Raw genomic sequence first — 20,647 nt, forward strand, 5'->3', positions numbered from 1 at the left:
GGCTCGACTGCCGCCATCCATGGCGGCAGACGGTCAGTCATTGGCGAGCATGCCGACGCTGAATAGTGCAGTATTAGCCGCTTCAAACAAAAAGCCGGTCCCTCGCGGAAACCGGCTTTTTTGCTTCAGAGCCTATCGCTTGCTCAGTCGCAGAGCGCGTCCAGCTTCTGCTTCAGGATGCCGGTGACGGCGCCCGGGTTGGCCTTGCCACCGGTAGCCTTCATCACCTGACCCATGAAGAAGCCGAGCATTTTGCCGCGCTTGTCCGGTTCCGCGGCCTTGTACTGCTCCACCTGCTTGTCGGCGCTGGCAATCACTTCGTCAACGATCTTCTCGATGGCACCGGTGTCGGTAACCTGCTTCAGGCCTTCGGCTTCGATGATCTCATCGGCGCTGCCGCCCTTGCTCCACATCAGCTCGAATACCTTCTTGGCGATATTACCGGAGATGGTGTTGTCCTTGATGCGCACCAGCAGGCCGCCGAGCTGTTCGGCTGAAACAGGGCTGTCCTTGATGTCGGTGTCGTTCTGATTGAGGAACTTGGCCAGTTCGCCCATCACCCAGTTGGCAGCCAGCTTGGTATCGCCGGACTGCTTCACCACCTGCTCGTAGTAGTCGGCCTGGGCGCGATAGGCGGACAGTACACCGGCATCGTATTCGGACAGGCTGTATTCGCTGATGAAGCGCTCACGGCGGGCGTCCGGCAGTTCCGGCAGGGTTTCGCGGATCGCCTCGATGTAGCTGTCATCGATAATGACCGGCAGCAGATCCGGGCAGGGGAAGTAACGGTAGTCGTTGGCTTCTTCCTTGGAGCGCATGCTGCGGGTTTCGTTCTTGTCCGGATCGTACAGGCGGGTTTCCTGCACTACTCGACCGCCATCCTCGATCAGGTCGATCTGGCGCGCCACTTCGGTGTCGATGGCACGCTCGATGAAGCGGAAGGAGTTGATGTTTTTCAGCTCGGTGCGAGTGCCCAGCTCTTCCTGACCCCTGGGACGCACGGAGACGTTGCAGTCACAGCGCATGGAGCCTTCGGCCATGTTGCCGTCGCAGATGCCCAGTGTGGTGACGATGGCGTGGATCTTGCGCGCATAGGCCGCCGCCTCCTTGGAGGAGCGCATGTCCGGCTCGGACACGATCTCGACCAGCGGGGTGCCGGCACGGTTCAGGTCGATGCCGGTCATGCCGTGGAAGTCTTCATGCAGCGACTTGCCGGCATCCTCTTCCAGATGGGCGTGGTGAATGCGCACGCGGCGCTGCACGCCGTCCTCGGTTTCGATGTCGACAAAGCCAGGGCCTACGATCGGCTCGGCCAGCTGGGTGGTCTGATAGCCCTTGGGCAGGTCCGGGTAGAAGTAGTTCTTGCGCTCGAACACGGAACGCTTGCCGATTTCGGCATTGACTGCGAGGCCAAACATCACCGCCATGCGCAGGGCGTTCTCGTTGAATACCGGCAGGGTGCCCGGCAGTGCCAGGTCAACGGCGCAGGCCTGAGTGTTGGGCTCGGCACCGAAAGCGGTGCTGGCGCCGGAGAAAATCTTGGTTTTGGTGGCGAGCTGAGCGTGAATCTCCAGCCCGATGACGACTTCCCATTCCATGATTACACCTCCACTCCGGCCGGGATCTGTGTGTGCCAGTCAGTTGCCTGCTGGAACTGATACGCGATGTTGAGCAGCTTCGATTCGGCAAAGTAGTTGCCGATGATCTGCAGGCCAACCGGCAGGCCCTGAGTTTGGCCGCAGGGTACGGAGATGCCAGGCAGGCCGGCCAGATTGAGCGACAGGGTGAAAATATCTTCCATATACATGGATACCGGGTCGCTGCTCTTCTCGCCCAGCTTGAAGGCCGGCTGGGGTGTGGTCGGGCCCATGATGACGTCGACTTCATTCAGCACGTTGATGAAATCCTGCTGAATCATGCGCCGGATCTGCTGCGCCTTGCGGTAGTAGGCATCGTAGTAACCGGCAGAGAGGGCGTAGGCGCCGACCATAATGCGTCGTTTGACCTCGGTGCCAAAGCCTTCGCCACGGCTGCGCTTGTACAGGTCTTCCAGATCCACCGGGTTGTCGCAGCGATAGCCGTAGCGTACGCCGTCAAAGCGGGACAGGTTGGAGGAGGCTTCGGCCGGAGCCAGAATGTAATAGGCCGGGATGCACAGCTCGGTGTTGGGCAGGCTGACCTCTTTCACGGTTGCGCCCAGCTTTTCAAACTCGGCAATGGCGTTACGCACCTGCTCGGCGACACCGGCATCCAGTGCAGCGGAGAAGTATTCCTTGGGCAGGCCGATCTTCAGGCCTGCAAGCGGCTGGTTCAGCGCTGTGGTGTAATCTTCGGTGTCACGTTCGGCGCTGGTGGAGTCCAGTGGGTCGAAACCGGCCATGGCGTTTAGGATCATGGCGCAATCTTCGGCTGTGCGTGCCATGGGGCCGGCCTGATCCAGAGAAGAGGCGAAGGCGATCATGCCGTAGCGGGAGACGCGTCCATAGGTTGGCTTGATGCCGGTCACGCCGCAGAGTGCTGCCGGCTGACGAATGGAGCCGCCGGTGTCGGAACCGGTCGCTGCAGGTGTCAGGCGCGCGGCCACGGCAGCCGCCGAACCACCGGAGGAGCCACCGGGTACACAGTCGGTATTCCAGGGGTTGCGCACGGCGCCATAGAAGCTGCTCTCATTGGAGGAGCCCATGGCGAACTCATCCATGTTCAGCTTGCCCAGCATCACGCTGCCGGCGTTTTTCAGTCGGCTGACGATGGTGGCGTCGTAGGGAGAGATAAAGTTGTCCAGCATTTTGGATGCGCTGGAGGTGCGCACGCCCTGAGTGCAGAACAGGTCCTTGTGCGCGATCGGCAGGCCGCAGAGCGCACCGGCGTTGCCGGCGGCGCGTGCCTCATCGGCGGCCCTGGCCTGCGCCAGTGCCTGCTCTTCGGTGACGCTGATGAAACTGTTGTACACGCCATCCAGTGCCTTGATGCGCTGCAGATAGGCCTGGGTCAGTTCGGTACTGCTGTAATCGCCGCGCTCCAGCCCCTGGGCCAGTTCGGCAAGTGTCTTGTCAAACATCTGGGTATCCTTGAACCTGAAAGCGGATTATTCGATGACCTTGGGTACCAGAAACAGGCCGTCTTCAACGGCCGGTGCCACTGCCTGCAGGGCCTCGCGCTGATTCGGCTCGGTCACTTCATCACGGCGCAGACGCTGTACCGCATCCAGCGGATGGGCCAGGGGCTCGACGCCCTCGGTGTTGGTGGCCTGCATCTGATCCACCAGGCTCAGGATGCTGTTGAGGGATTGGCTGTAGCCGTCGATATCGGCCGCATCGATCTGCAGCCGTGCCAGATGTGCGATCTGTTCCACATCGGATCGGTCCAGTGACATAGGTCCGTTTCTCGCTCTGATCAGTCTGTTGGCTTAAGGGCGGCTGAATATCTCAGGCCCCGCAACAGTTGGGTTTGGAAAGGGTGAATGGCGCATAAGATAGCATGTTTGAACCTTGCCCAAAATCCCTGCCGTTGTTAGAGTTGTGTGCTTTCAGAAATGCGGCCAGTTCGGTAAGGCCTGTCAGGCAATCTCAGGGTAACCACGTCATCATGTTTAAGAAAATTCGAGGCCTGTTTTCCAGCGATCTGTCCATCGATCTGGGCACCGCCAATACGTTGATTTACGTCCGTGACAAGGACATTGTGCTGAACGAGCCTTCGGTGGTCGCCATTCGTGTCAACGGCAACCAGAAGTCCGTGGCGGCGGTGGGGTCTGACGCCAAGCGCATGCTGGGCCGGACGCCAGGCAATATTACGGCGATCCGACCGATGAAGGACGGCGTCATCGCCGACTTCCATGTCACCGAGAAAATGCTGCAGTACTTTATCAGCAAGGTGCATGACAACAGCTTTATGACCCCCAGCCCAAGAGTACTGGTGTGTGTGCCCTGCAAGTCGACTCAGGTCGAGCGGCGTGCCATCAAGGAATCGGCCATCGGGGCCGGTGCCCGTGAAGTCTATCTGATTGAAGAGCCGATGGCGGCGGCGATCGGTGCGGGCCTGCCGGTTGAAGAGGCCAGCGGATCCATGGTGGTGGATATCGGCGGTGGTACCACCGAGATCGCGGTGATCTCCCTTAACGGTATTGTCTACGCGGAATCTGTACGGGTCGGTGGTGACCGATTCGATGAGGCGATTGTGACCTACGTGCGGCGCAACTACGGCAGCCTGATCGGTGATGCCACCGCCGAGCGAATCAAGCAGGAGGTGGGCACGGCCTACCCCTCCAGCGAAATTCTGGAAATTGACGTGCGCGGCCGTAACCTGGCCGAGGGTATTCCCCGCAGCTTCACCCTGAACAGCAATGAAATTCTGGAAGCGCTGCAGGAGCCGCTGTCGGCCATCGTGCAGTCGGTCAAGAGTGCGCTGGAACAGTGCCCGCCCGAGCTGGCTGCTGATATTGCCGAACACGGCATTGTGTTGACCGGCGGTGGCGCACTGCTGCGCAATATCGACCGTCTGGTCAGCGAAGAGACCGGTTTGCCGGTGATCGTGGCGGAAGATCCGCTGACCTGTGTTGCCCGTGGCGGTGGCAAGGCCCTCGAAATGCTTGATAAGCACTCCTTTGAACTGCTGACCTACGAGTGATTGCGGGTGCAGAGGCGACTGTTGAGTAACCTCGGTCACCTGTGCCCGGCTGCACGGGAGGTGGGTTATTAAACCGATCTTCCGTGGCGGCTCACCGCGTCGGCTGTTTCTGTTGCTGGTGTTTCTGGCTGTGCTGCTGATGGTGGCTGATCTCAACTGGCCCAAAATGAAGGAAGGTCGCGCTTGGCTTTCTCTCGTCGTCACGCCGCTGCAGTGGGTGGTCGATATGCCGTCCCGGGTGGCGGACAGCCTGTCGGATCTGGTGGTCGATCGTGCCAGCCTGCTGCGTGAAAATCAGAGCCTGAAAGCAGAGACGCTGGTACTGGAGCGCAAAGTGCAGCAGATGGCGGCGCTGACTGCAGAGAATATCCGCCTGCGTGAGCTGCTCAGTGCCGGTGAGCGCGTTGAGGCGCCCACGCGTCTGGCCGAACTCATAGGCGTGAACCCCGACCCCTTCCAGCATGAAGTGATCCTCAACCGTGGCTCGGAAGATGATGTCTTCATCGGCGAGCCGGTTCTGGATGCCGGCGGAGTCATGGGACAGGTGGTGTCGCTGGCGCACTATACCAGCCGAGTCATGCTGGTGACGGATGCCCGCTCTGCAGTGCCCGTCGAGATCAATCGGAATGGCTACCGTGGCATTGCGCTTGGCAAGGGTGTCTTGAATGAGCTTGAGCTGGAGCATGTGCCCGATACAGCCGATATTCGTGTGGATGATCTGCTGTTGACCTCTGGCCTGGGTGGCCGTTTTCCGCGCGGCTATCCCGTCGCTCGAGTGACGGAAGTGATTCGCGACCCGGGACGCCCCTTCACGCTGGTAAAAGCGGAGCCATCGGCTCGGCTGGATCGCAGCCGCCATCTGTTGCTGGTCGAATATCACCCGGTGCTGACAGCCCCGCAGGAAGAGGTTGCGGATGAGTGAGGCGCGTGGCGGAGGTTTAATCATCTTTGCCACTTTCCTGGTAGGGCTGGTGCTGAGCCAGATGCCGCTGCCGGACCTGCTGGTATGGGCCCGGCCTGAATGGGTTGTGCTGATGTTGATCTACTGGGTGATGGCGCTGCCGCATCGGGTTGGTCTGGGCAGTGCCTTTATGCTCGGTATCCTGCTGGATGTGGTGCGGGGCAGCGTGCTTGGTCTCAGCGCCCTGTCGCTGACGCTGATCGCTTTTCTGGTGCTGGTACTGTACAAGCGCCTGCGCATGTTTCCGCTCTGGCAGCAGTCGCTGATGGTGCTGGTACTGGTGGGCATCAATCAGCTGCTGTTCCACTGGATGCAAAGTGTGACCGGCACGACGGGCGAGTCATTACTGTTCCTGCTGCCATCACTGGTCAGCGCGCTGGTCTGGCCCTGGCTGTATCTGCTGTTGCGGGCTGTTCGTCACACTTTCTACATACAGTGAAACTGTTATGCCACACCTGATTCTGGCTTCAGCCTCCCCGCGTCGACGTGAACTGCTTGAACAGATCGGTGTTCACTTCCACTGCCGCCCCGTTGATATCTGTGAAGATCCTCTTCCGAAAGAGCCTGCGCATGAGTATGTGACCCGGCTGGCGAAGGATAAGGCGCTGGCAGGGCTGGCACAGGCAGGCGGCGATGCCGTGGTGCTTGGCGCTGATACTACCGTAGCCATTGATGACCATATTCTGGCCAAACCCGGTGATGAGCATGAAGCTATCGCGATGTTGATGCAGTTGTCGGCCAGGCGCCATCAGGTGTTGACTGCCGTCGCGCTGGCCGCAGAGGGACGCGTCGAGGTCTGCTGTGTAGGAACGGATGTGGAGTTCATTGAGCTGGACGAGGCACGTTGCCGGCAGTACTGGCGCACCGGTGAGCCTTGCGACAAGGCCGGTGCCTATGGCATACAAGGGTTGGGAGCGGTGTTTGTCAAAAACATCAATGGCAGCTACTCCGCCGTTGTGGGCTTGCCGTTGATGGAAACGGCTGCAATGCTGCAAAGGTTCGATATTCCGTTATGGCAGCCTAACTGAACTATAAAAAATCAGCTGATCGAGGACACAGAGGATGGGTGAGGAGATCCTGATCAATTTCACGCCAATGGAAACGCGCGTGGCAGTGATCGAAAACGGCATGCCCCAGGAGATCTACGTGGAGCGTGCCAAGCGGCGCGGCATCGTCGGCAATATCTATATGGGCAAGGTTGCTCGCGTGCTGCCCGGCATGCAGGCGGCGTTTATCGATATCGGTCTTGAGCGTGCCGCGTTTATCCATGTGGATGAGGTGGTGGATCAGAGCCTGCCGGCTGAGCAACGCAATTCGACCTCCATCTCGCAGGTGCTGCGTGAAGGGCAGGGGTTGCTGGTGCAGGTGACCAAGGATCCGATCGGGACCAAGGGCGCACGTCTGACCACGCATATCTCGATTCCGTCACGCTACCTGGTGTTGATGCCGGGCAGTACCCACATTGGCATCTCTCAGCGCATAGAAGATCCGCAGGAGCGTGAACGTCTGCGTAATCAGATGCAGGGGTTGATGCAATCAGAAACGACCAATACCCCGGAGTGGGGCGTGATCCTGCGCACCGTGGCGGAAGGGGTGACTGAAGTTGAACTGGAAAGTGACCTGCAGTTTCTGCGTCGCCTGTGGGACTCCATTCGGCACAAGATCAAGCAGGTCAAGCCGCCTGCGATCGTGTATGAAGACCTGCCGCTGAACATGCGAGCCTTGCGGGACATGGCTCATGCTGGCGTTGAGCGGATCAGAATCGACTCACGCGAAACCTTTCAGCGCGCACAGGAATTCGTGCAGGCGCTTGTACCCGAAATCGAGGAAAAGCTGGAATATTATCCTGGCGAGCGTCCCATTTTCGACATGTTCAATGTTGAAGAAGAGATGCAGAAGGCGCTGGGGCGCAAGGTCGAACTCAAGTCCGGCGGCTACCTGATTTTTGATCAGACCGAAGCGATGACCACAGTGGACGTGAATACGGGTGCCTTTGTGGGGCATCGCAACCTTGAAGAAACCATCTTCAAGACCAATCTCGAAGCGGCCACAGCCATTGGCCGTCAGCTGCGCCTGCGCAATCTGGGCGGGATCATCATCATCGATTTTATCGATATGGAAGACCCTGATCATCAGCGTCAGGTATTGCGCACCCTCGAGCGGGTTCTGGAAAAGGATCATGCCAAATGCAAGGTGACCGGCGTATCGGAGCTGGGTCTGGTTGAAATGACCCGCAAGCGTACCCGTGAAAGCCTTGAGCAGGTGCTGTGTGAGCCCTGCAGCCACTGCCAGGGGCGTGGTTCACTGAAAACGCCGGAGACGGTGTGTTACGAAATTTTCCGTGAAATCCTGCGTCAGCACCGGGCCTATGATACCGAAACCTATCTGGTGCTGGCAGCGCAGTCAGTGGTCGATCACCTGCTGGATGAAGTGTCTGATCACGTGGCAGAACTGGAGGCTTTCATCGGCAAGACGGTGAGGTTTCAGGTTGAGCCGATGTATACCCCGGAACAGTTCGATGTTGTGCTGCGCTGATACGGAAAGCCGATGCGTCGCCATCTGAGTCGTGCCTGGTGGATTTTTTTGCTGCTGCTGTTGCTGCTGGCACTGCTGCTGACGGCCGCACGGCTGGTACTGGAGTCGGCAGATCGTTTTCGTCCACAGGCGGAGCACTGGCTCAGTGAGGTGCTGGAACTTCCGGTGCAGCTTGACAGGATGCAGGGCAGTTGGCGCTATGCCTATCCAGTGTTGCAGGTGCAAGGTGTCTCGGCCAGGACTCCTGCCGATGATCCAGGGTCTGAAGGCAGCCTGAAAATCAACAGGCTTGAACTTGAGCTGGATCTGCTCGCTTCCCTGCTTGAGGGGGTACCGATCTTTCAGCGTTTTGAGGTCGAAGGCGTGGATCTGCGCTGGCACCAGCGCGGTGGACATTGGCTGCATCGCCCGGGCGCGGAGCCCGGCAAGCAGGATCAGGGGCTGTCACCATCAGCCTGGGAACAGCTGGTTGGTTTGCTGATCCGCCAGCCCTATGCGGTGATTCGGGATGTGCACATCACGCTGATACCGGAGCAGGGTGTGCCGCTTGTCATCACCCCGGCAGACCTTGAGCTGGAGAACGCACCGCATGAGCATCGTCTGAGTGGCCTGTTCCGCATGCCTGAGTTGGGCGCCGATGCAGGTGTGCATTTTGCCATCGAAACCGATCTGGCAACGTCTGATCCACTCAAGGCCCGCTATCGTTTTTACCTGCAGGCCGAAGACCTGGGACCGGAACTGTTTCAAATGCTGGAGCTTGAGCCTGAGCTGGCGGCGCTGGATCTGGATCTGGAGCTTTGGGCCGATGTTCGCAATCAGCAATTGCAAAGTTTGCAGGCTGAAGTCGGCTTCGAACGGCTGCAGTTAACTGATCCTGATCTGTCTCAACCTCAGGCGGGGCGCTTTACAGCGGCGTTGCTGCAGAGTGATCGGGGTTATCAACTGCAGTTGCAGCCGATCACACTGCTGCATGAGCAGGCTGAATTGACCCTGCCGTTGGTGGTAGTGGACCTTGACTGGCAGGAGCGGCAGCTTGATCTCAGGCGTGCCTTCATGGCAGAACTGGACCTTGCAGCAACCGCAGCCTGGCTTGGTGTTGCAGAGGGCGTGGCTCCCGAGCTGGTCAGGCTGCTGCAGCAGTTGCAGCCCCGTGGCCAGTTACGGCAGCTGCGGCTGGAAAAGCCCTTGGATGGTCGCTGGAGTGAGCTGACTCTGAGTGCCGAACTGGATGCGGTGGGTGTTGATGGCTGGCGCGGCGCTCCGGCATTGCAGGGCGTCAGCGGGCAACTGCTTGCCACCCCATATGCCGGTCTGATCCAGCTCGACAGTCATGCCTTTGATATGCACTTTCCTGAGCTTTATCCACAGGGCTGGCGTTATCGGCAAGCCAGTGGTGAGATCCGCTGGCAGCTGGATGAAGCCGGCGTCAGGGTCAGCGGTGAGCGACTGCAGCTGCATAACCGGCAGGTCAATGCGGCGGGTCGTTTCAGTATTGATCTTCCCTTTGATTCTGAGCGTCAGGCCGATCTGATCCTGATGATCGGCATGACTGACAGTGACGGCAGTCAGGCATCACTTTATACCCCTGAAAAAGAAGTGGGCAGCGGCCTGTACAACTGGCTGGAAAGTGCGGTTCAGGCGGGGCATTTGCGCCAGGCTGGCATGCTGCTGAGAACCGGCACTCGATCTCTGGGTGAGAGTTCGACGCCGGTGGTACAGCTGTTTTTTGATATCAAGGATGCTCGTCTGGATTATCAACCGGGCTGGCCAGCCATTGAGCAAGGTGATCTGTTTGTGCTGGTTAAGGAGCAGGGGCTGGCAATCAATATCAACCGCGCCACACTCCTTGACAGCGATATTCCCTCAGGCTGGGCCTATCTCTCGCCGGGCAGTCGGCAGCTGGAGATTGAAACCCTGCTGGATGGTCCTGCCAGTGATATCGATCAGGTTCTGAAAACCACGCCGCTGGCTGATCTGGTAGGTCAGGAGCTGCAGCAATGGCAGCTGGAAGGTAAGGCCCTGACCCGGCTGGGGTTGAGCATTCCACTTGTTGAAGATCGGGCTCCTGAAGCACGCGTTGCCGTGGATTTAAGTGATGGGCGTTTTGGCTCGCAGTCGCTCGGGCTTGAACTGGAAGATGTCGAAGGACAGTTCAGCTATACCAGCACCCGGGGCTTCAGTGCCACCAACATCAGAGCCAAGGCATGGGGTGGTCCGGTCAGCGCCAGTGTCACCAGCGAACGTGACAGCGTCAAAGTCAGTCTGCGGGGGCAAACGGATCTGGCGATTCTGAACCGCTGGCTGGAGCAGCCACTGCTGGATATGGTGACGGGAACGACCCGCTGGCAGGGGGAGCTGCTGCTCTGTGCAGATGCCAGCTGTCCCATGCTGGAGCTGTACAGTGATCTGATCGGAGTGGAATTGCCGTTGCCTGGTGTATTGTTCAAACCGGCGGAGGTAGCGGCTCCTTTGACTCTGAAGCTGGATTTGAATACACCGGTTCAGGTGCAGCAGGTTGAGCTGGAACTGGCGCGTGTCGGCACAACGGCAGAAACCATTAAGCTCAGCGGCACAACGGATGCCACCGGGCTTGCGCTTGATATCAGTGGGGCCGACCTGCAGGGGAAGGTATTGCTGCCGCAGGCGGACGAGCCGCTGAAAGTCCACCTTGAACGTCTGCAGCTGAATGCGCTGATGCAGGATGATGCGCCTGAAATGTCACCCGTGACGGAGCATGACAGCTTTTACCCGCAGTTGTTGGGACGGATACGGTTGCCTGCTGCCGATATCAGGGTTGACTCACTCTGGTTGGGTGAAAAGGCGTTGGGTGACTGGCGCTTCAGTCTGCGCCCGGACGAGCGGGGTACCCGCATATCCGGATTGGAAGCCTATCTGGACCAGCTGGTTCTGCGGGGTGAGGCACACTGGAACCAGCAGAAAGAGCAGCAGACTGAGCTGACACTCAGATTGGTGGGAGATGATCTGGGTGCATTGCTCGAGCGCTGGCACTATGGCCGTGTACTGGAAACAAGCCGGGTGGAATCACTGCTTCAGCTGAACTGGAAAGGTGCCCCCTGGGATGTGAGTCTGGATCGTCTGAATGGTGAGCTGCAGTTTTCGACCCGAGAGGGACGCCTGATAGAAACAGCTGAAAGCACCAATTTGCTGCGAGTGTTCGGGATTCTGAACTTCAACTCGCTGGCACGTCGGCTGCGGCTTGATTTCAGTGACCTGCTGAAGAAGGGGGTCAGTTTTGACCGCCTGGATGGGCATTACCGCCTGCAGCAGGGGATTGCCACCACCGTTGAGCCGCTGGTGATGGCGGGCCCGTCTGCAAATATGAGTGTTCAGGGGCGGGTGAATCTGGCTGCAGGGACTCTGGACAAGGAGGTAGAGGTGGCCTTGCCGATCAGCAGTAATGTGCCGCTGGCGGCAGTGCTGCTCGGAGCACCTCAGGTGGCGGGTGCTGTATTCGTGATCGACAAGCTGATTGGCGACCGGCTGGAGCGCTTCTCGACGCTGCGTTATCGACTTACCGGCAGCTGGGAAAACCCGGAGCTCGATCTGTTGACCGGCTCCGGCGACTGAGGCCTGTCAGACTTCGTTCAGCTCACGAAGGTACTTGAACAGTTTGCGTGCATTCACGGGTGGCTTTTCCAGCTGGCGTTCGCGCTTGGCGTTGCGCACCAGCTGACGCAAATGCTGGATATCGGCACCAGGGTGAGCGTCAATGAAGCTTTGCAGCGTTTCGTTGTCCTCGCTGATCAAGCGTTCACGCCAGCGCTCCAGCTCGTGAAACAGCTGGTTGTGGGCCGCCGTGGCCGAGTCGAAGCGGTCCACAACCTCGCGAATAGCGTCCGCATCAGCGGTGCGCATCAGTTTACCGATAAACTGCAGGTGACGTCGTTTGGCACCATTGGCCTTGATTCGGCTGTACTCATCCAGTGCGGCGCGCAGGCGATCATCAATCGGCAGCTTCTCTCGCTGGTCCGGTCGCAATTCGGTCATCCGCTGGCCCAGATTCTGCAGTTCATCCGCATCACGCTTGAGCTGGGACTTGCTGGGCGGCAGCTGTTCTTCGTCATCGTGCTGCAGGTGGTCAAAATCGCTCATAACAGTTTCCATCAGGCAAAAAACAGGGTCGCCAGTCCCAGAAAGGCGAAGAAGCCCACCACATCAGTGATGGTTGTCAGCAGGACGCCGCCAGCCAGTGCAGGATCAATGCCCATCGATTTCAGCATTGTTGGCAGCAGGGTGCCGGCCATGGCGCCGGCGATCAGGTTAATCACCAGTGCCATGGCGATCACGATACCAACCGTCATATCCTGAAACCAGAGTACAGCCACTACGGCAACGACCAGTGCCCACAGCATTCCGTTCAGCAGTCCGACAACCAGCTCCCGATTGAACAGCCAGCCAATATTGGATCGCTCGATATGTCCCAGAGCCTGCCCTCGAATCACCAGTGTCAGTGTCTGGCTGCCCGCGATCCCCCCCATGGAAGCAACTATCGGCATCAGCACCGCCAGTGCGACCACCTTGTCGATGGTGGCTTCAAACAGGCCGATCACCGCGGATGCCGCAAAGGCCGTGATCAGGTTGATACCGAGCCACACCGCGCGCCGGCGGGTGGTCTTCATGATCGGCGCAAAGGTGTCCTCATCGTCATCAAGACCGGCCATGCTCATCAGTGAATGATCAGCATCTTCACGTATGACATCGACCACGTCATCAATGGTGATACGCCCCAGCAAACGCCCCTCTTCATTGACCACCGGGGCCGAGATCAGGTCAAGCTGCTCGAACAGGCGGGCAACGCTCTCGTCGGGCATGTCGGCCGGAATCGGCTCCACATCGGTCTGCATGATCTCACGCACCAGCACGCCGGGATCGGACGTGAGCAGGCGTGTCAGTGGCAGTACGCCGATGTAGGAGTCCTTGCGGCTGACAACAAACAGGATATCGGTCATCTCAGGGATATCCTTGTGGCGGCGCAGGTAACGCAGGACCGTCTCCACATTGATGTCAGGCCGGATGGTGACCGTGTCCGTGTTCATCAGGCCGCCGGCGGTATCTTCCGGATAGGCCAGTACTTCCTCGACCCGCGCGCGGTTCTGCTGGTCCATGATCTGCAGCAGCTCTTTCATTACCCGTTCGGGCAACTGCTGCAGAATGTCGGCCATGTCGTCCGTTTCCAGCGTCTCAGTGATGGCGAGCACTTCTGACGCTTCCATGCGGCTCAGAATCTCGGTCTGGGCATCGTCCCCCAGATATTGCAACACCTCGCCTTCCAGTTCCTGATTGAGCAGGTTCCACAGGATCTGGCGCTCGCGTGGAGGTGTTTTTTCCAGCAGGTGTGCCACTTCAACCGGTTTCAGGCCCTTGTTGAGCATGAATCTCAGTTGCTGCAGCTCGCCGACCTCAAGCGCGGCGCTCAGTGCTTCCAGGTTGGATTTGGTTTCCTGCTGACTCATGGCGGATCTCGATCGGAGGTGGGCGCTTGTCCGGGGACAGGGTGTTCGGGATCTTACTCGGGCTCGTCGAAGCGATTGTTGATCAATGTGGTGATGGCATCAAGCGCCTGAGGTGCATCATCCCCTTCAGCGGCAAGCGCGATTTCGGTACCCTTGCTGGCGGCCAGCATCATCACGGACATGATGCTCTTTCCATCCACTTCACGGCCATCCTTGTTGATGCGGATGTCGGCGTTGAACTGATTCGCCAGTGTGACCAGTTTGGCAGCTGCACGGGCGTGCAGGCCCAGCTTGTTGATAATGGTCAGTCGCGTTTCAATCATGGCTTGTTCCTGCGGCAGGCTGACTCAGTTCCCGGTGTAGCACCTGCACATTATCCATATGCTTGCGGAAATAACCAGCCAGTTGCTCGGCGATATAGACCGAGCGGTGTTGACCGCCGGTACAGCCGATGCCGATCGTGATGTAGCTGCGATTGTTGGCCTGAAACTGGGGCAGCCACTTGGTGATGAAGGCCTGCACGTCGTTGACCATCTCGGTGACTTCGGGTGACTGACGCAGAAACTCGATCACCTCGCTGTCGAGGCCGGTATGTCGGCGCAACTCAGGTACCCAGTAGGGGTTGGGCAGGGCCCGTACATCAAAGGTGAAATCAGCATCGAGCGGAACCCCGTGCTTGAAGCCAAAGGATTCAAACTGCAGTGACAGAACCTGTTCACTGCGCCCGGCAACACGCAGCTTGACCTCGTCTCGCAGTTCATAAAGCGACAGTCGCGTGGTGTCGATGCGAAGATCGGCAAGGTTGGCGATGGGTTCGAGCAGGTTGCGTTCAGTCCGGATCGCCTGCTGCAGGCTCTGATTCTGGTCGGTGAGCGGGTGACGCCGTCGTGTTGCGTTATAGCGTCGCAACAGGGTGGCTTCACCGGCATCCAGAAACAGTGTTTCGGTGCTCAGTGCAGACTGCTCGCGCAGAGTGCGCATCACGCTGGGGAACTGCTTCAGATTACTCAACAGGTTGCGGGCATCAATACTGACGGCAATTTGCCGGCTCGGGTTTTCCTCAGCCAGCATCAGCCGGATCAGCTCGGGCAGCAGCAGAGCCGGCAGGTTATCGATGCAGTAGAAACCGACATCTTCAAGTGCCTGCAAGGCGGTGCTTTTGCCCGAGCCGGAACGGCCGCTGATGACGACCAGTCGCATATCAGACGCCTTTGCAGAGAGTCTGGACGCGATCCAGCAGGCTTGAGGAATCTTCGCAGCTGCGCAGCGACTCGCGGGTGTTTGAATCGTTGAACAGCTCCGCCAGCCCCGCCAGTGTCTGCAGGTGTTCTTCAGCGCCATCTTCGGGTACCAGCAGGAAACAGATCAGATCGACAGGACGGTTGTCGATGGCATCGAAGTCAATCGGGCTGGACAGGGTCATCAGCAGTCCGATGGCCGTTGTAACGCCTGAAATTCTGCAATGAGGAATGGCAACGCCTTCACCGATACCGGTGCTGCCAAGGCGTTCACGGTTGATCAGGCCGCTGAAGATATCTTCAGCGGCCAGGCCGTCCAGCTGCTCGGCGATAGTCTGGCTGGCGAGCTCAAGGGCTCGCTTTTTGCTGACCACATCGACGTGGCAGAGTGTACGGGATGAGGTCAGCAGTTCTGATAGTTGCATGTCGTGACGTGCTGCTACCGGTTATTTATGGGATTTGAGTTTTTCTTTGTGCTTGATGATCTGGCGGTCAAGCTTATCCACCATGCCATCAATTGCAGCGTACATGTCTTCATGTTCATGGGCTGCAAACACTTCGCCGCCTGCCAGGTGGATATCGGCTTCGGCTTTCTGGCGCAGCTTCTCAACACTGAGTGTGACCTGTGCATTGGTGATGTTATCGAAGTGGCGTTCCAGTCGGTCGAACTTGGTACGTACATATTCGTTCAGGGCGTCAGTCAGTTCGACGTGATGACCAGTGATGTTGATCTGCATAGGTTTTCTCCTCGTCATAAAGCACGTTCTTCCGGCGTGCCTGTAGTCTCATTAAACCAGACGCTTGCGCTCATTAGAAGGCGGAATGTTCATCGCTTCACGATATTTTGCCACTGTGCGCCTGGCTACGTTGAATCCCTGCTCTTTCAGCAGGTCGGCTATCTTGTTGTCGCTGAGTGGTTTGGCGGTACTTTCCGCGCTGATCAGTTTCTTGATCAGGGCACGAATGGCGGTGGAGGAGGCGGCGCCTCCGTCCGAAGTACTGACGTGGCTGGAGAAAAAATACTTCAGCTCGAAGATGCCTCGGGGGGTGTGCATGTATTTCTGGGTGGTAACCCTTGAGATGGTCGATTCATGCATCTCTACGGCTTCAGCGATGTCATGCAGCACCATCGGTTTCATGCCCTCTTCGCCCTCTTCGAAAAAGTCGATCTGGCGGGCCACGATCTCGGTGGCGACCTTGAGCAGGGTTTCGTTGCGACTCAACAGGCTCTTGAGGAACCAGCGCGCTTCCTGCAGGTGGTTCTTCAGATAGGTGTTGTCGGCACTGTTGTCGGCTCGCCTGATAAGATCAGCATAGTCGGTATTGATGCGAAGTCTGGGCGAGGCGTCCGAATTCAGGCTGACACTCCACTGCCCCTGTACCTTGCGCACAACAACATCGGGAATCACATACTCCGACTGTTCGCTGCTGATACTGGTGCCCGGCTTGGGGTTGAGTGACTGGATCAGGCTGATGATCTGCTGCAGGGCCTCTTCCTTCAGGCGCATGCGCCGCATCAGTGTGCGGTAGTCGTGGCTGCCAAGCAGACCCAGATGGTCGCGCACCAGGCGCAGGGCCTCTTTCAGCATAGGGGTGTTTTCAGGCAGCTGGCGCAGCTGTACCTGCAGGCATTCGCTCAAGTCGCGTGCGCAGACACCGGGCGGGTCAAACTGCTGCACGCGGTGCAATACGGCTTCAATCTCTTCCGGCTCGGCATCGGCGAACAGTTGGGGTTCGCTCTGACGGAAGTGTTCCAGCACTTCATTCACGTCAGTGCGCAGGTAGCCATCCGGATCGACCGCATCGATCAGGGCCATGGCAACCATGCGATCGGGGTCACTCATGGGTGTCAGGTTGAGCTGCCACAGCAGATGGTCCTGCAGGCTGTCCTCGGCCGAATCGTTATCACCGGGCTCCCAGTCGTCGTCGCGGGCGGGGCCGGGCGTGCTCTGGTGCTGGAAGGTATCATCCCAGTTGCTGTCGGTGGCCAGTTCACTCGGAATTTCATCATTCCAGCGTTCTTCCAGTGCACTTTCGTCCCAGTTATCGTCGTCGGCAGTATCGCTCGAACGGCTATCATCGGAGGCATCGTGGCGGTCATCGCGGCTTTCTGCCCGTGCCTCCTCCACGTTGTCCTGCTCATCCTCGACTTCCAGCAGGGGATTGTTCTCCAGTGCTTCCTGGATCTCCTGCTGCAGGTCCAGCGTTGACAGCTGCAGCAGGCGTATTGCCTGTTGCAGCTGTGGTGTCATTGTCAGATGCTGGCCGATCTTGAGTTGTAACGATTGCTTCATATCAGAGCTGCCAGGTGGACGGAGTGGATGTGCATGGTTGACGGTTCTGGATCAAAGGGAAAACTGCTCGCCCAGGTAGGCGCGGCGGACCTGTTCGTTCGCCAGAATTTCGGCGGGTGTGCCCTGTGCGAGTATCCCTCCTTCACTTACGATATACGCTCGCTCGCAGATGTCGAGGGTCTCGCGCACGTTGTGATCCGTGATCAGGATGCCGATGCCTCGAGACTGCAGGTGGCGAATGGTCTGCTTGATGTCACTGACCGAGATCGGGTCGACGCCGGCAAAGGGCTCGTCCAGAAGAATAAAGTCAGGCTCGGTTGCCAGCGCGCGTGCGATCTCGACACGTCGGCGTTCACCGCCAGACAGGGCCATGCCCAGACTGTCGCGCAGGTGAGTGATGTGAAACTCTTCCAACAACTGCTCCAGCAGTGTTTTGCGATCCGAGATGCCGAGTTCCTTGCGGGTTTCCAGAATGGCCATCAGGTTGTCGTGCACGCTCAGTTTGCGAAATACCGAGGCCTCCTGGGGCAGATAGCCTATGCCGCGGCGTGCCCGCTCATGCATGGGCAGGCGGGTAACATCATCCTGATGCAGGCGGATCTGCCCCTTGTCGGCGTGGATAAGTCCAACAATCATGTAAAAGCAGGTGGTCTTGCCGGCACCGTTGGGTCCGAGCAGCCCGACGATCTGACCGGTTTCCATCTGCAGGGATACATCCTGTACCACCTGACGCCCCTTGTAGCTTTTGGCAAGATGCAGGGCTTCCAGTGTGGCCATCAGTTGGCCTCCGCAGGCTTGGGCTGAATCACCATCTTGACCCGCTCGCCGCCCTTGCGGTCACTGCCGAAGGCGTTCACCAGTGCGCGCTCCATGTTGTAGACGATCCGCTCACCGGTGAAGGTGTCCTTGGCCTGATCGACGCGCGCATTTTCGGTGATGGTGATCTCCTGCTGCTTGACGCGATAGTCCATTTTGTCGCCGTAGGCCTTGGTCAGGGGCTGTTCGGCAGACGGCTGTTGTTGAAACTCGGCCGGTTTGCCGGTGGAGATGATACGGTCAATGCTGCCGTCTGCCGCGCGGTGCAGTTCAACGCGTTCACCCCGAATCTCCATACTGCCTTGAATGATCTCTACATCACCAGTGTAAACAGTGATGCCGGTACGCTCGTTCATGCTGGCGCGGTCAGCCGAAACGTTAATCGGCTGATTGCGGTCCTCGGGCAGTGCCTGCACGCTGGTTGAAAGGGTCAGCAGCAGGGCGGTCAGCAGCACGGGGCGGTTAATTCGCATGGTATGTACCTTTTACTTCGGACAGCAGCTCAACCCGCTGTTCGTCAAAAAAGACCTCCATTCCGCGGCCTTCCGTATGGTCCTGGCCGCGTATCACCCTGACCGGCAGGTCCGTGTGGGCATAGTCGCGTGGAGGGTAGAGTGTCAGTCGCTCGGTCAGCATCTCGCTGGCACTGCCTGAGGGCGGATTATCATGAAGCTGCACATCCCCTGCAAGTACTATGCGCTCCTGTGAGTCAGGCATGCGGCCTTCCTGTGCCAGAATGCGGAGCTCGCCGCCCTGTTCGCGGGGTATCAGGGTGATCGGCTTATCGAACAGCATCTCGGCCGGTTCCGGATAGTGGCGCATCAGGGGGGAGTTCAGCTCCTGAGCCATTTCGCCACTCGGATTCCAGCGCGTAATCCGCGCTTCACGGACAAAAAAGTCGATCCGAGCCGCACTGTTGTCCAGTATCGGCTCGTCGCTCAGCCGGGTGGAGGCAAATCCCCACCAGAGCAACGGCACAAGCAGCAGGATCAGGGCGATGGCGAGTCTCAGTCGGCTTTGCAGCATTCAGCGGTACTCGTCGTAGATGGCGCTGAGTTTGCCCTGTGCGGCCAGAATCAGCTCGCAAAACTCACGTGCGGCCCCCTTGCCTCCAGCAGCACTGCTGCACCAGTCGGCTTCCTTGCGCACCAGAGGGTGGCCGTTGGGTACACAGGCTCCAAAAGCGCAGGCGCGAATGGCGGCCAGATCGGGCAGATCGTCACCGATGTAGGCGGTGTTGGCGGCGTTGTGTCGACTGGCTTGCCACAGTTCATCCAGTGCGACCAGCTTGTCTTCTCGCCCCTGGCGCAGATAGGTGATGCCCAGAGCTTCGGCACGCTGCTCCACCTGGGGTGAGCGGCGTCCGGTGATGATGGCCGTTTCAATCCCGCAGCGGTGCAGCAGTTTGATCCCCAGGCCGTCGAGTGTATGGAAGCTTTTGACTTCACGGCCATCGGCCAGAAAGTTGAGGCGGCCGTCCGTCAGAATGCCGTCGACGTCAAATACGGCCAGACGGATGTTGCCCAGAGCCTCGCGCAGTGAAACGGGAAGGTTGTCCAGGTGCATCAGATCACCCCCGCTTTCAGCATGTCATGCATGTTGAGGGCGCCGACCGGACGGTCGTGCTCGTCAACCACCAGCAGTGCGTTGATTTTGCGCTGCTGCATCAGGCTGAGGGCTTCGGCGGCCAGAATGCCGGGAGACACCCGGGTACATTCGGCTGTCATCACGTCGGCAATGGGTGTGCTGGCGAGGTTGATCTCCTGATCCAGTGTGCGGCGCAAGTCACCATCGGTAAAGACACCCATCAGTTTGCCCTGTGGGTCGGTCACGGCAGTCATGCCCAGGCGTTTGCGTGTGACTTCAAGCAGTGCTTCACGGACAGAGGTGTTGGCCTGGACCTGAGGAATGTCTTCTCCGGTGTGCATGATGTCGTCGACTTTCAGCAGCAGTCGTCGACCAAGGCTGCCGCCAGGGTGCGAAAAGGCAAAGTCCTCACTGCTGAAGCCGCGGGCTTCGAGCAGAGCAATGGCCAGTGCATCGCCCAGTACCAGCTGTGCCGTTGTACTGGAAGTTGGGGCCAGCCCCAGTGGGCAGGCTTCACGATCGACGGGAATATGCAGGTTGACATCCGCACTGCGGGCAAGGGTTGAGTCGGCATTCGCCGTAATGCTGATCATGGGGGCGCCCATGCGTTTGATCAGTGGCAGGATGGTGATCAGCTCAGCGGTTTCACCCGAGTTGGACAGGGCCAACACCACATCGCTGCCGGTGAACATGCCGAGATCGCCATGGCTGGCTTCGCCGGGGTGAACAAAAAAGGACGGGGTGCCGGTGCTGGCGAGGGTGGCGGCTATCTTGTTGCCGATATGACCCGATTTGCCCATACCTGTGACGATGACACGGCCCTTGCAGTTGAACATCAGATCGCAGGCCTGACTGAAGAAATCATCAAGGTGGTTCAGCAGCTCCTGAACCGCCTCCAGTTCCAGGCGGATGGTCTGCTGGCCGGATCGGAGGTAGTCGCTCTGAGTCATGGTCGGTATCACCTGATCGGTTGTGTCTGCCAAAAACGGCATTCTACCCCAGAGTGGCCGGGGCGCCTAACCCATGTCTGCCAAGCCTGAGGAAGACGTTCAAGTTTAACCGCCGCAATGGTATATTGCCCACCTTTGTGTATGGATAGCGGGCCCGTAATAGAGGTCC

21 protein-coding genes are annotated in these 20,647 nt (G+C 58.8%); 6 read left to right on the plus strand and 15 right to left on the minus strand.

The window, feature by feature from the left end; genetic code table 11:
- Window positions 1-143: 143 nt before the first annotated feature.
- From gatB to gatC, 3 genes are read right to left on the minus strand one after another with little or no spacing between them, the layout of a single operon-like run.
- On the minus strand, window positions 144-1,598 hold the full coding sequence (gatB, locus tag ABIE60_RS10685; RefSeq protein WP_354469394.1) for an Asp-tRNA(Asn)/Glu-tRNA(Gln) amidotransferase subunit GatB: 1,455 nt from the start codon (window positions 1,596-1,598) through the stop codon (window positions 144-146).
- A 2-nt stretch (window positions 1,599-1,600) separates the two neighbouring features.
- A complete protein-coding gene (gene gatA / locus ABIE60_RS10690) occupies window positions 1,601-3,058 on the minus strand; it encodes an Asp-tRNA(Asn)/Glu-tRNA(Gln) amidotransferase subunit GatA (protein ID WP_354469395.1) in 1,458 nt (485 codons plus the stop codon).
- Between the two features lie 27 nt (window positions 3,059-3,085).
- A complete protein-coding gene (gene gatC, locus ABIE60_RS10695; protein WP_354469396.1) occupies window positions 3,086-3,373 on the minus strand; it encodes an Asp-tRNA(Asn)/Glu-tRNA(Gln) amidotransferase subunit GatC in 288 nt (95 codons plus the stop codon).
- 212 nt (window positions 3,374-3,585) lie between these two features.
- Here gatC and ABIE60_RS10700 point away from each other — a divergent pair, with 212 nt between their 5' ends.
- From ABIE60_RS10700 to ABIE60_RS10725, 6 genes are all read left to right on the plus strand, one after another.
- The gene (locus tag ABIE60_RS10700) at window positions 3,586-4,623 is read left to right on the plus strand and encodes a rod shape-determining protein (protein ID WP_091821774.1); all 1,038 of its coding nucleotides are present in this window, start codon (window positions 3,586-3,588) and stop codon (window positions 4,621-4,623) included.
- A 118-nt stretch (window positions 4,624-4,741) separates the two neighbouring features.
- Window positions 4,742-5,545: a rod shape-determining protein MreC gene (gene mreC, locus ABIE60_RS10705; protein ID WP_354469475.1), complete on the plus strand. Its 804-nt coding sequence runs from the start codon at window positions 4,742-4,744 to the stop codon at window positions 5,543-5,545.
- Window positions 5,538-6,023, plus strand: coding sequence for a rod shape-determining protein MreD (gene mreD / locus ABIE60_RS10710; protein ID WP_354469397.1), 486 nt, complete (start codon window positions 5,538-5,540; stop codon window positions 6,021-6,023). Before mreC ends, mreD begins: the two co-directional genes overlap by 8 nt.
- Window positions 6,024-6,030: 7 nt before the next feature.
- Window positions 6,031-6,612, plus strand: a complete 582-nt coding sequence (locus ABIE60_RS10715; protein WP_354469398.1) for a Maf family protein — start codon at window positions 6,031-6,033, stop codon at window positions 6,610-6,612.
- A gap of 34 nt (window positions 6,613-6,646) precedes the next feature.
- A complete protein-coding gene (gene rng / locus ABIE60_RS10720) occupies window positions 6,647-8,119 on the plus strand; it encodes a ribonuclease G (protein ID WP_354469399.1) in 1,473 nt (490 codons plus the stop codon).
- Between the two features lie 12 nt (window positions 8,120-8,131).
- Window positions 8,132-11,707: a YhdP family phospholipid transporter gene (locus ABIE60_RS10725; RefSeq protein ID WP_354469400.1), complete on the plus strand. Its 3,576-nt coding sequence runs from the start codon at window positions 8,132-8,134 to the stop codon at window positions 11,705-11,707.
- Window positions 11,708-11,713: 6 nt separating this feature from the next.
- On the opposite strand, the gene yjgA is transcribed toward ABIE60_RS10725, so the two are convergent.
- The 12 genes from yjgA to ABIE60_RS10785 are packed head-to-tail and all read right to left on the minus strand — an operon-like array spanning window position 11,714 to window position 20,478.
- On the minus strand, window positions 11,714-12,232 hold the full coding sequence (gene yjgA, locus ABIE60_RS10730; protein WP_354469401.1) for a ribosome biogenesis factor YjgA: 519 nt from the start codon (window positions 12,230-12,232) through the stop codon (window positions 11,714-11,716).
- Window positions 12,233-12,243: 11 nt separating this feature from the next.
- Entirely contained in the window at window positions 12,244-13,593 is a 1,350-nt protein-coding gene (gene mgtE, locus ABIE60_RS10735; RefSeq protein WP_354469402.1) for a magnesium transporter, read from the minus strand.
- A 53-nt stretch (window positions 13,594-13,646) separates the two neighbouring features.
- On the minus strand, window positions 13,647-13,916 hold the full coding sequence (locus ABIE60_RS10740) for an HPr family phosphocarrier protein (protein ID WP_354469403.1): 270 nt from the start codon (window positions 13,914-13,916) through the stop codon (window positions 13,647-13,649).
- Complete coding sequence (gene rapZ / locus ABIE60_RS10745; protein ID WP_354469404.1) at window positions 13,909-14,793, minus strand: RNase adapter RapZ; 885 nt, start codon at window positions 14,791-14,793, stop codon at window positions 13,909-13,911. The genes ABIE60_RS10740 and rapZ overlap by 8 nt, the downstream gene beginning before the upstream one ends.
- Window position 14,794: 1 nt before the next feature.
- Window positions 14,795-15,256 (minus strand): PTS sugar transporter subunit IIA, encoded by a 462-nt coding sequence (locus ABIE60_RS10750; RefSeq protein ID WP_354469405.1) that lies wholly within the window; start codon window positions 15,254-15,256, stop codon window positions 14,795-14,797.
- Window positions 15,257-15,277: 21 nt separating this feature from the next.
- A complete protein-coding gene (hpf, locus tag ABIE60_RS10755) occupies window positions 15,278-15,568 on the minus strand; it encodes a ribosome hibernation promoting factor (RefSeq protein WP_354469406.1) in 291 nt (96 codons plus the stop codon).
- Between the two features lie 51 nt (window positions 15,569-15,619).
- Complete coding sequence (locus ABIE60_RS10760) at window positions 15,620-17,125, minus strand: RNA polymerase factor sigma-54 (RefSeq protein ID WP_354469407.1); 1,506 nt, start codon at window positions 17,123-17,125, stop codon at window positions 15,620-15,622.
- A 51-nt stretch (window positions 17,126-17,176) separates the two neighbouring features.
- The gene (gene lptB / locus ABIE60_RS10765) at window positions 17,177-17,902 is read right to left on the minus strand and encodes an LPS export ABC transporter ATP-binding protein (RefSeq protein WP_354469408.1); all 726 of its coding nucleotides are present in this window, start codon (window positions 17,900-17,902) and stop codon (window positions 17,177-17,179) included.
- On the minus strand, window positions 17,902-18,414 hold the full coding sequence (gene lptA / locus ABIE60_RS10770; RefSeq protein ID WP_354469409.1) for a lipopolysaccharide transport periplasmic protein LptA: 513 nt from the start codon (window positions 18,412-18,414) through the stop codon (window positions 17,902-17,904). Before lptA ends, lptB begins: the two co-directional genes overlap by 1 nt.
- Window positions 18,404-18,967, minus strand: a complete 564-nt coding sequence (gene lptC, locus ABIE60_RS10775) for an LPS export ABC transporter periplasmic protein LptC (protein WP_354469410.1) — start codon at window positions 18,965-18,967, stop codon at window positions 18,404-18,406. Before lptC ends, lptA begins: the two co-directional genes overlap by 11 nt.
- Entirely contained in the window at window positions 18,968-19,507 is a 540-nt protein-coding gene (locus ABIE60_RS10780; RefSeq protein WP_354469411.1) for a KdsC family phosphatase, read from the minus strand. It lies immediately after the preceding gene.
- A complete protein-coding gene (locus ABIE60_RS10785; RefSeq protein ID WP_354469412.1) occupies window positions 19,507-20,478 on the minus strand; it encodes a KpsF/GutQ family sugar-phosphate isomerase in 972 nt (323 codons plus the stop codon). Before ABIE60_RS10785 ends, ABIE60_RS10780 begins: the two co-directional genes overlap by 1 nt.
- Between the last annotated feature and the right edge of the window lie 169 nt (window positions 20,479-20,647).

Origin of the sequence: Marinobacterium sp. MBR-109 (genome assembly GCF_040547565.1) — a bacterium.
GTDB lineage: Bacteria > Pseudomonadota > Gammaproteobacteria > Pseudomonadales > Balneatricaceae > Marinobacterium.

Coding starts and splice junctions, on each gene's coding strand:
- gatB (WP_354469394.1), bottom strand. CDS start 1,598: ATGGAATGGGAAGTCGTCATCGGGCTGGAGATTCACGCTCAGCTCGCC.
- gatA (WP_354469395.1), bottom strand. CDS start 3,058: ATGTTTGACAAGACACTTGCCGAACTGGCCCAGGGGCTGGAGCGCGGC.
- gatC (WP_354469396.1), bottom strand. CDS start 3,373: ATGTCACTGGACCGATCCGATGTGGAACAGATCGCACATCTGGCACGG.
- ABIE60_RS10700 (WP_091821774.1), top strand. CDS start 3,586: ATGTTTAAGAAAATTCGAGGCCTGTTTTCCAGCGATCTGTCCATCGAT.
- mreD (WP_354469397.1), top strand. CDS start 5,538: ATGAGTGAGGCGCGTGGCGGAGGTTTAATCATCTTTGCCACTTTCCTG.
- ABIE60_RS10715 (WP_354469398.1), top strand. CDS start 6,031: ATGCCACACCTGATTCTGGCTTCAGCCTCCCCGCGTCGACGTGAACTG.
- rng (WP_354469399.1), top strand. CDS start 6,647: ATGGGTGAGGAGATCCTGATCAATTTCACGCCAATGGAAACGCGCGTG.
- ABIE60_RS10725 (WP_354469400.1), top strand. CDS start 8,132: ATGCGTCGCCATCTGAGTCGTGCCTGGTGGATTTTTTTGCTGCTGCTG.
- yjgA (WP_354469401.1), bottom strand. CDS start 12,232: ATGAGCGATTTTGACCACCTGCAGCACGATGACGAAGAACAGCTGCCG.
- mgtE (WP_354469402.1), bottom strand. CDS start 13,593: ATGAGTCAGCAGGAAACCAAATCCAACCTGGAAGCACTGAGCGCCGCG.
- ABIE60_RS10740 (WP_354469403.1), bottom strand. CDS start 13,916: ATGATTGAAACGCGACTGACCATTATCAACAAGCTGGGCCTGCACGCC.
- rapZ (WP_354469404.1), bottom strand. CDS start 14,793: ATGCGACTGGTCGTCATCAGCGGCCGTTCCGGCTCGGGCAAAAGCACC.
- ABIE60_RS10750 (WP_354469405.1), bottom strand. CDS start 15,256: ATGCAACTATCAGAACTGCTGACCTCATCCCGTACACTCTGCCACGTC.
- hpf (WP_354469406.1), bottom strand. CDS start 15,568: ATGCAGATCAACATCACTGGTCATCACGTCGAACTGACTGACGCCCTG.
- ABIE60_RS10760 (WP_354469407.1), bottom strand. CDS start 17,125: ATGAAGCAATCGTTACAACTCAAGATCGGCCAGCATCTGACAATGACA.
- lptB (WP_354469408.1), bottom strand. CDS start 17,902: ATGGCCACACTGGAAGCCCTGCATCTTGCCAAAAGCTACAAGGGGCGT.
- lptA (WP_354469409.1), bottom strand. CDS start 18,414: ATGCGAATTAACCGCCCCGTGCTGCTGACCGCCCTGCTGCTGACCCTT.
- lptC (WP_354469410.1), bottom strand. CDS start 18,967: ATGCTGCAAAGCCGACTGAGACTCGCCATCGCCCTGATCCTGCTGCTT.
- ABIE60_RS10780 (WP_354469411.1), bottom strand. CDS start 19,507: ATGCACCTGGACAACCTTCCCGTTTCACTGCGCGAGGCTCTGGGCAAC.
- ABIE60_RS10785 (WP_354469412.1), bottom strand. CDS start 20,478: ATGACTCAGAGCGACTACCTCCGATCCGGCCAGCAGACCATCCGCCTG.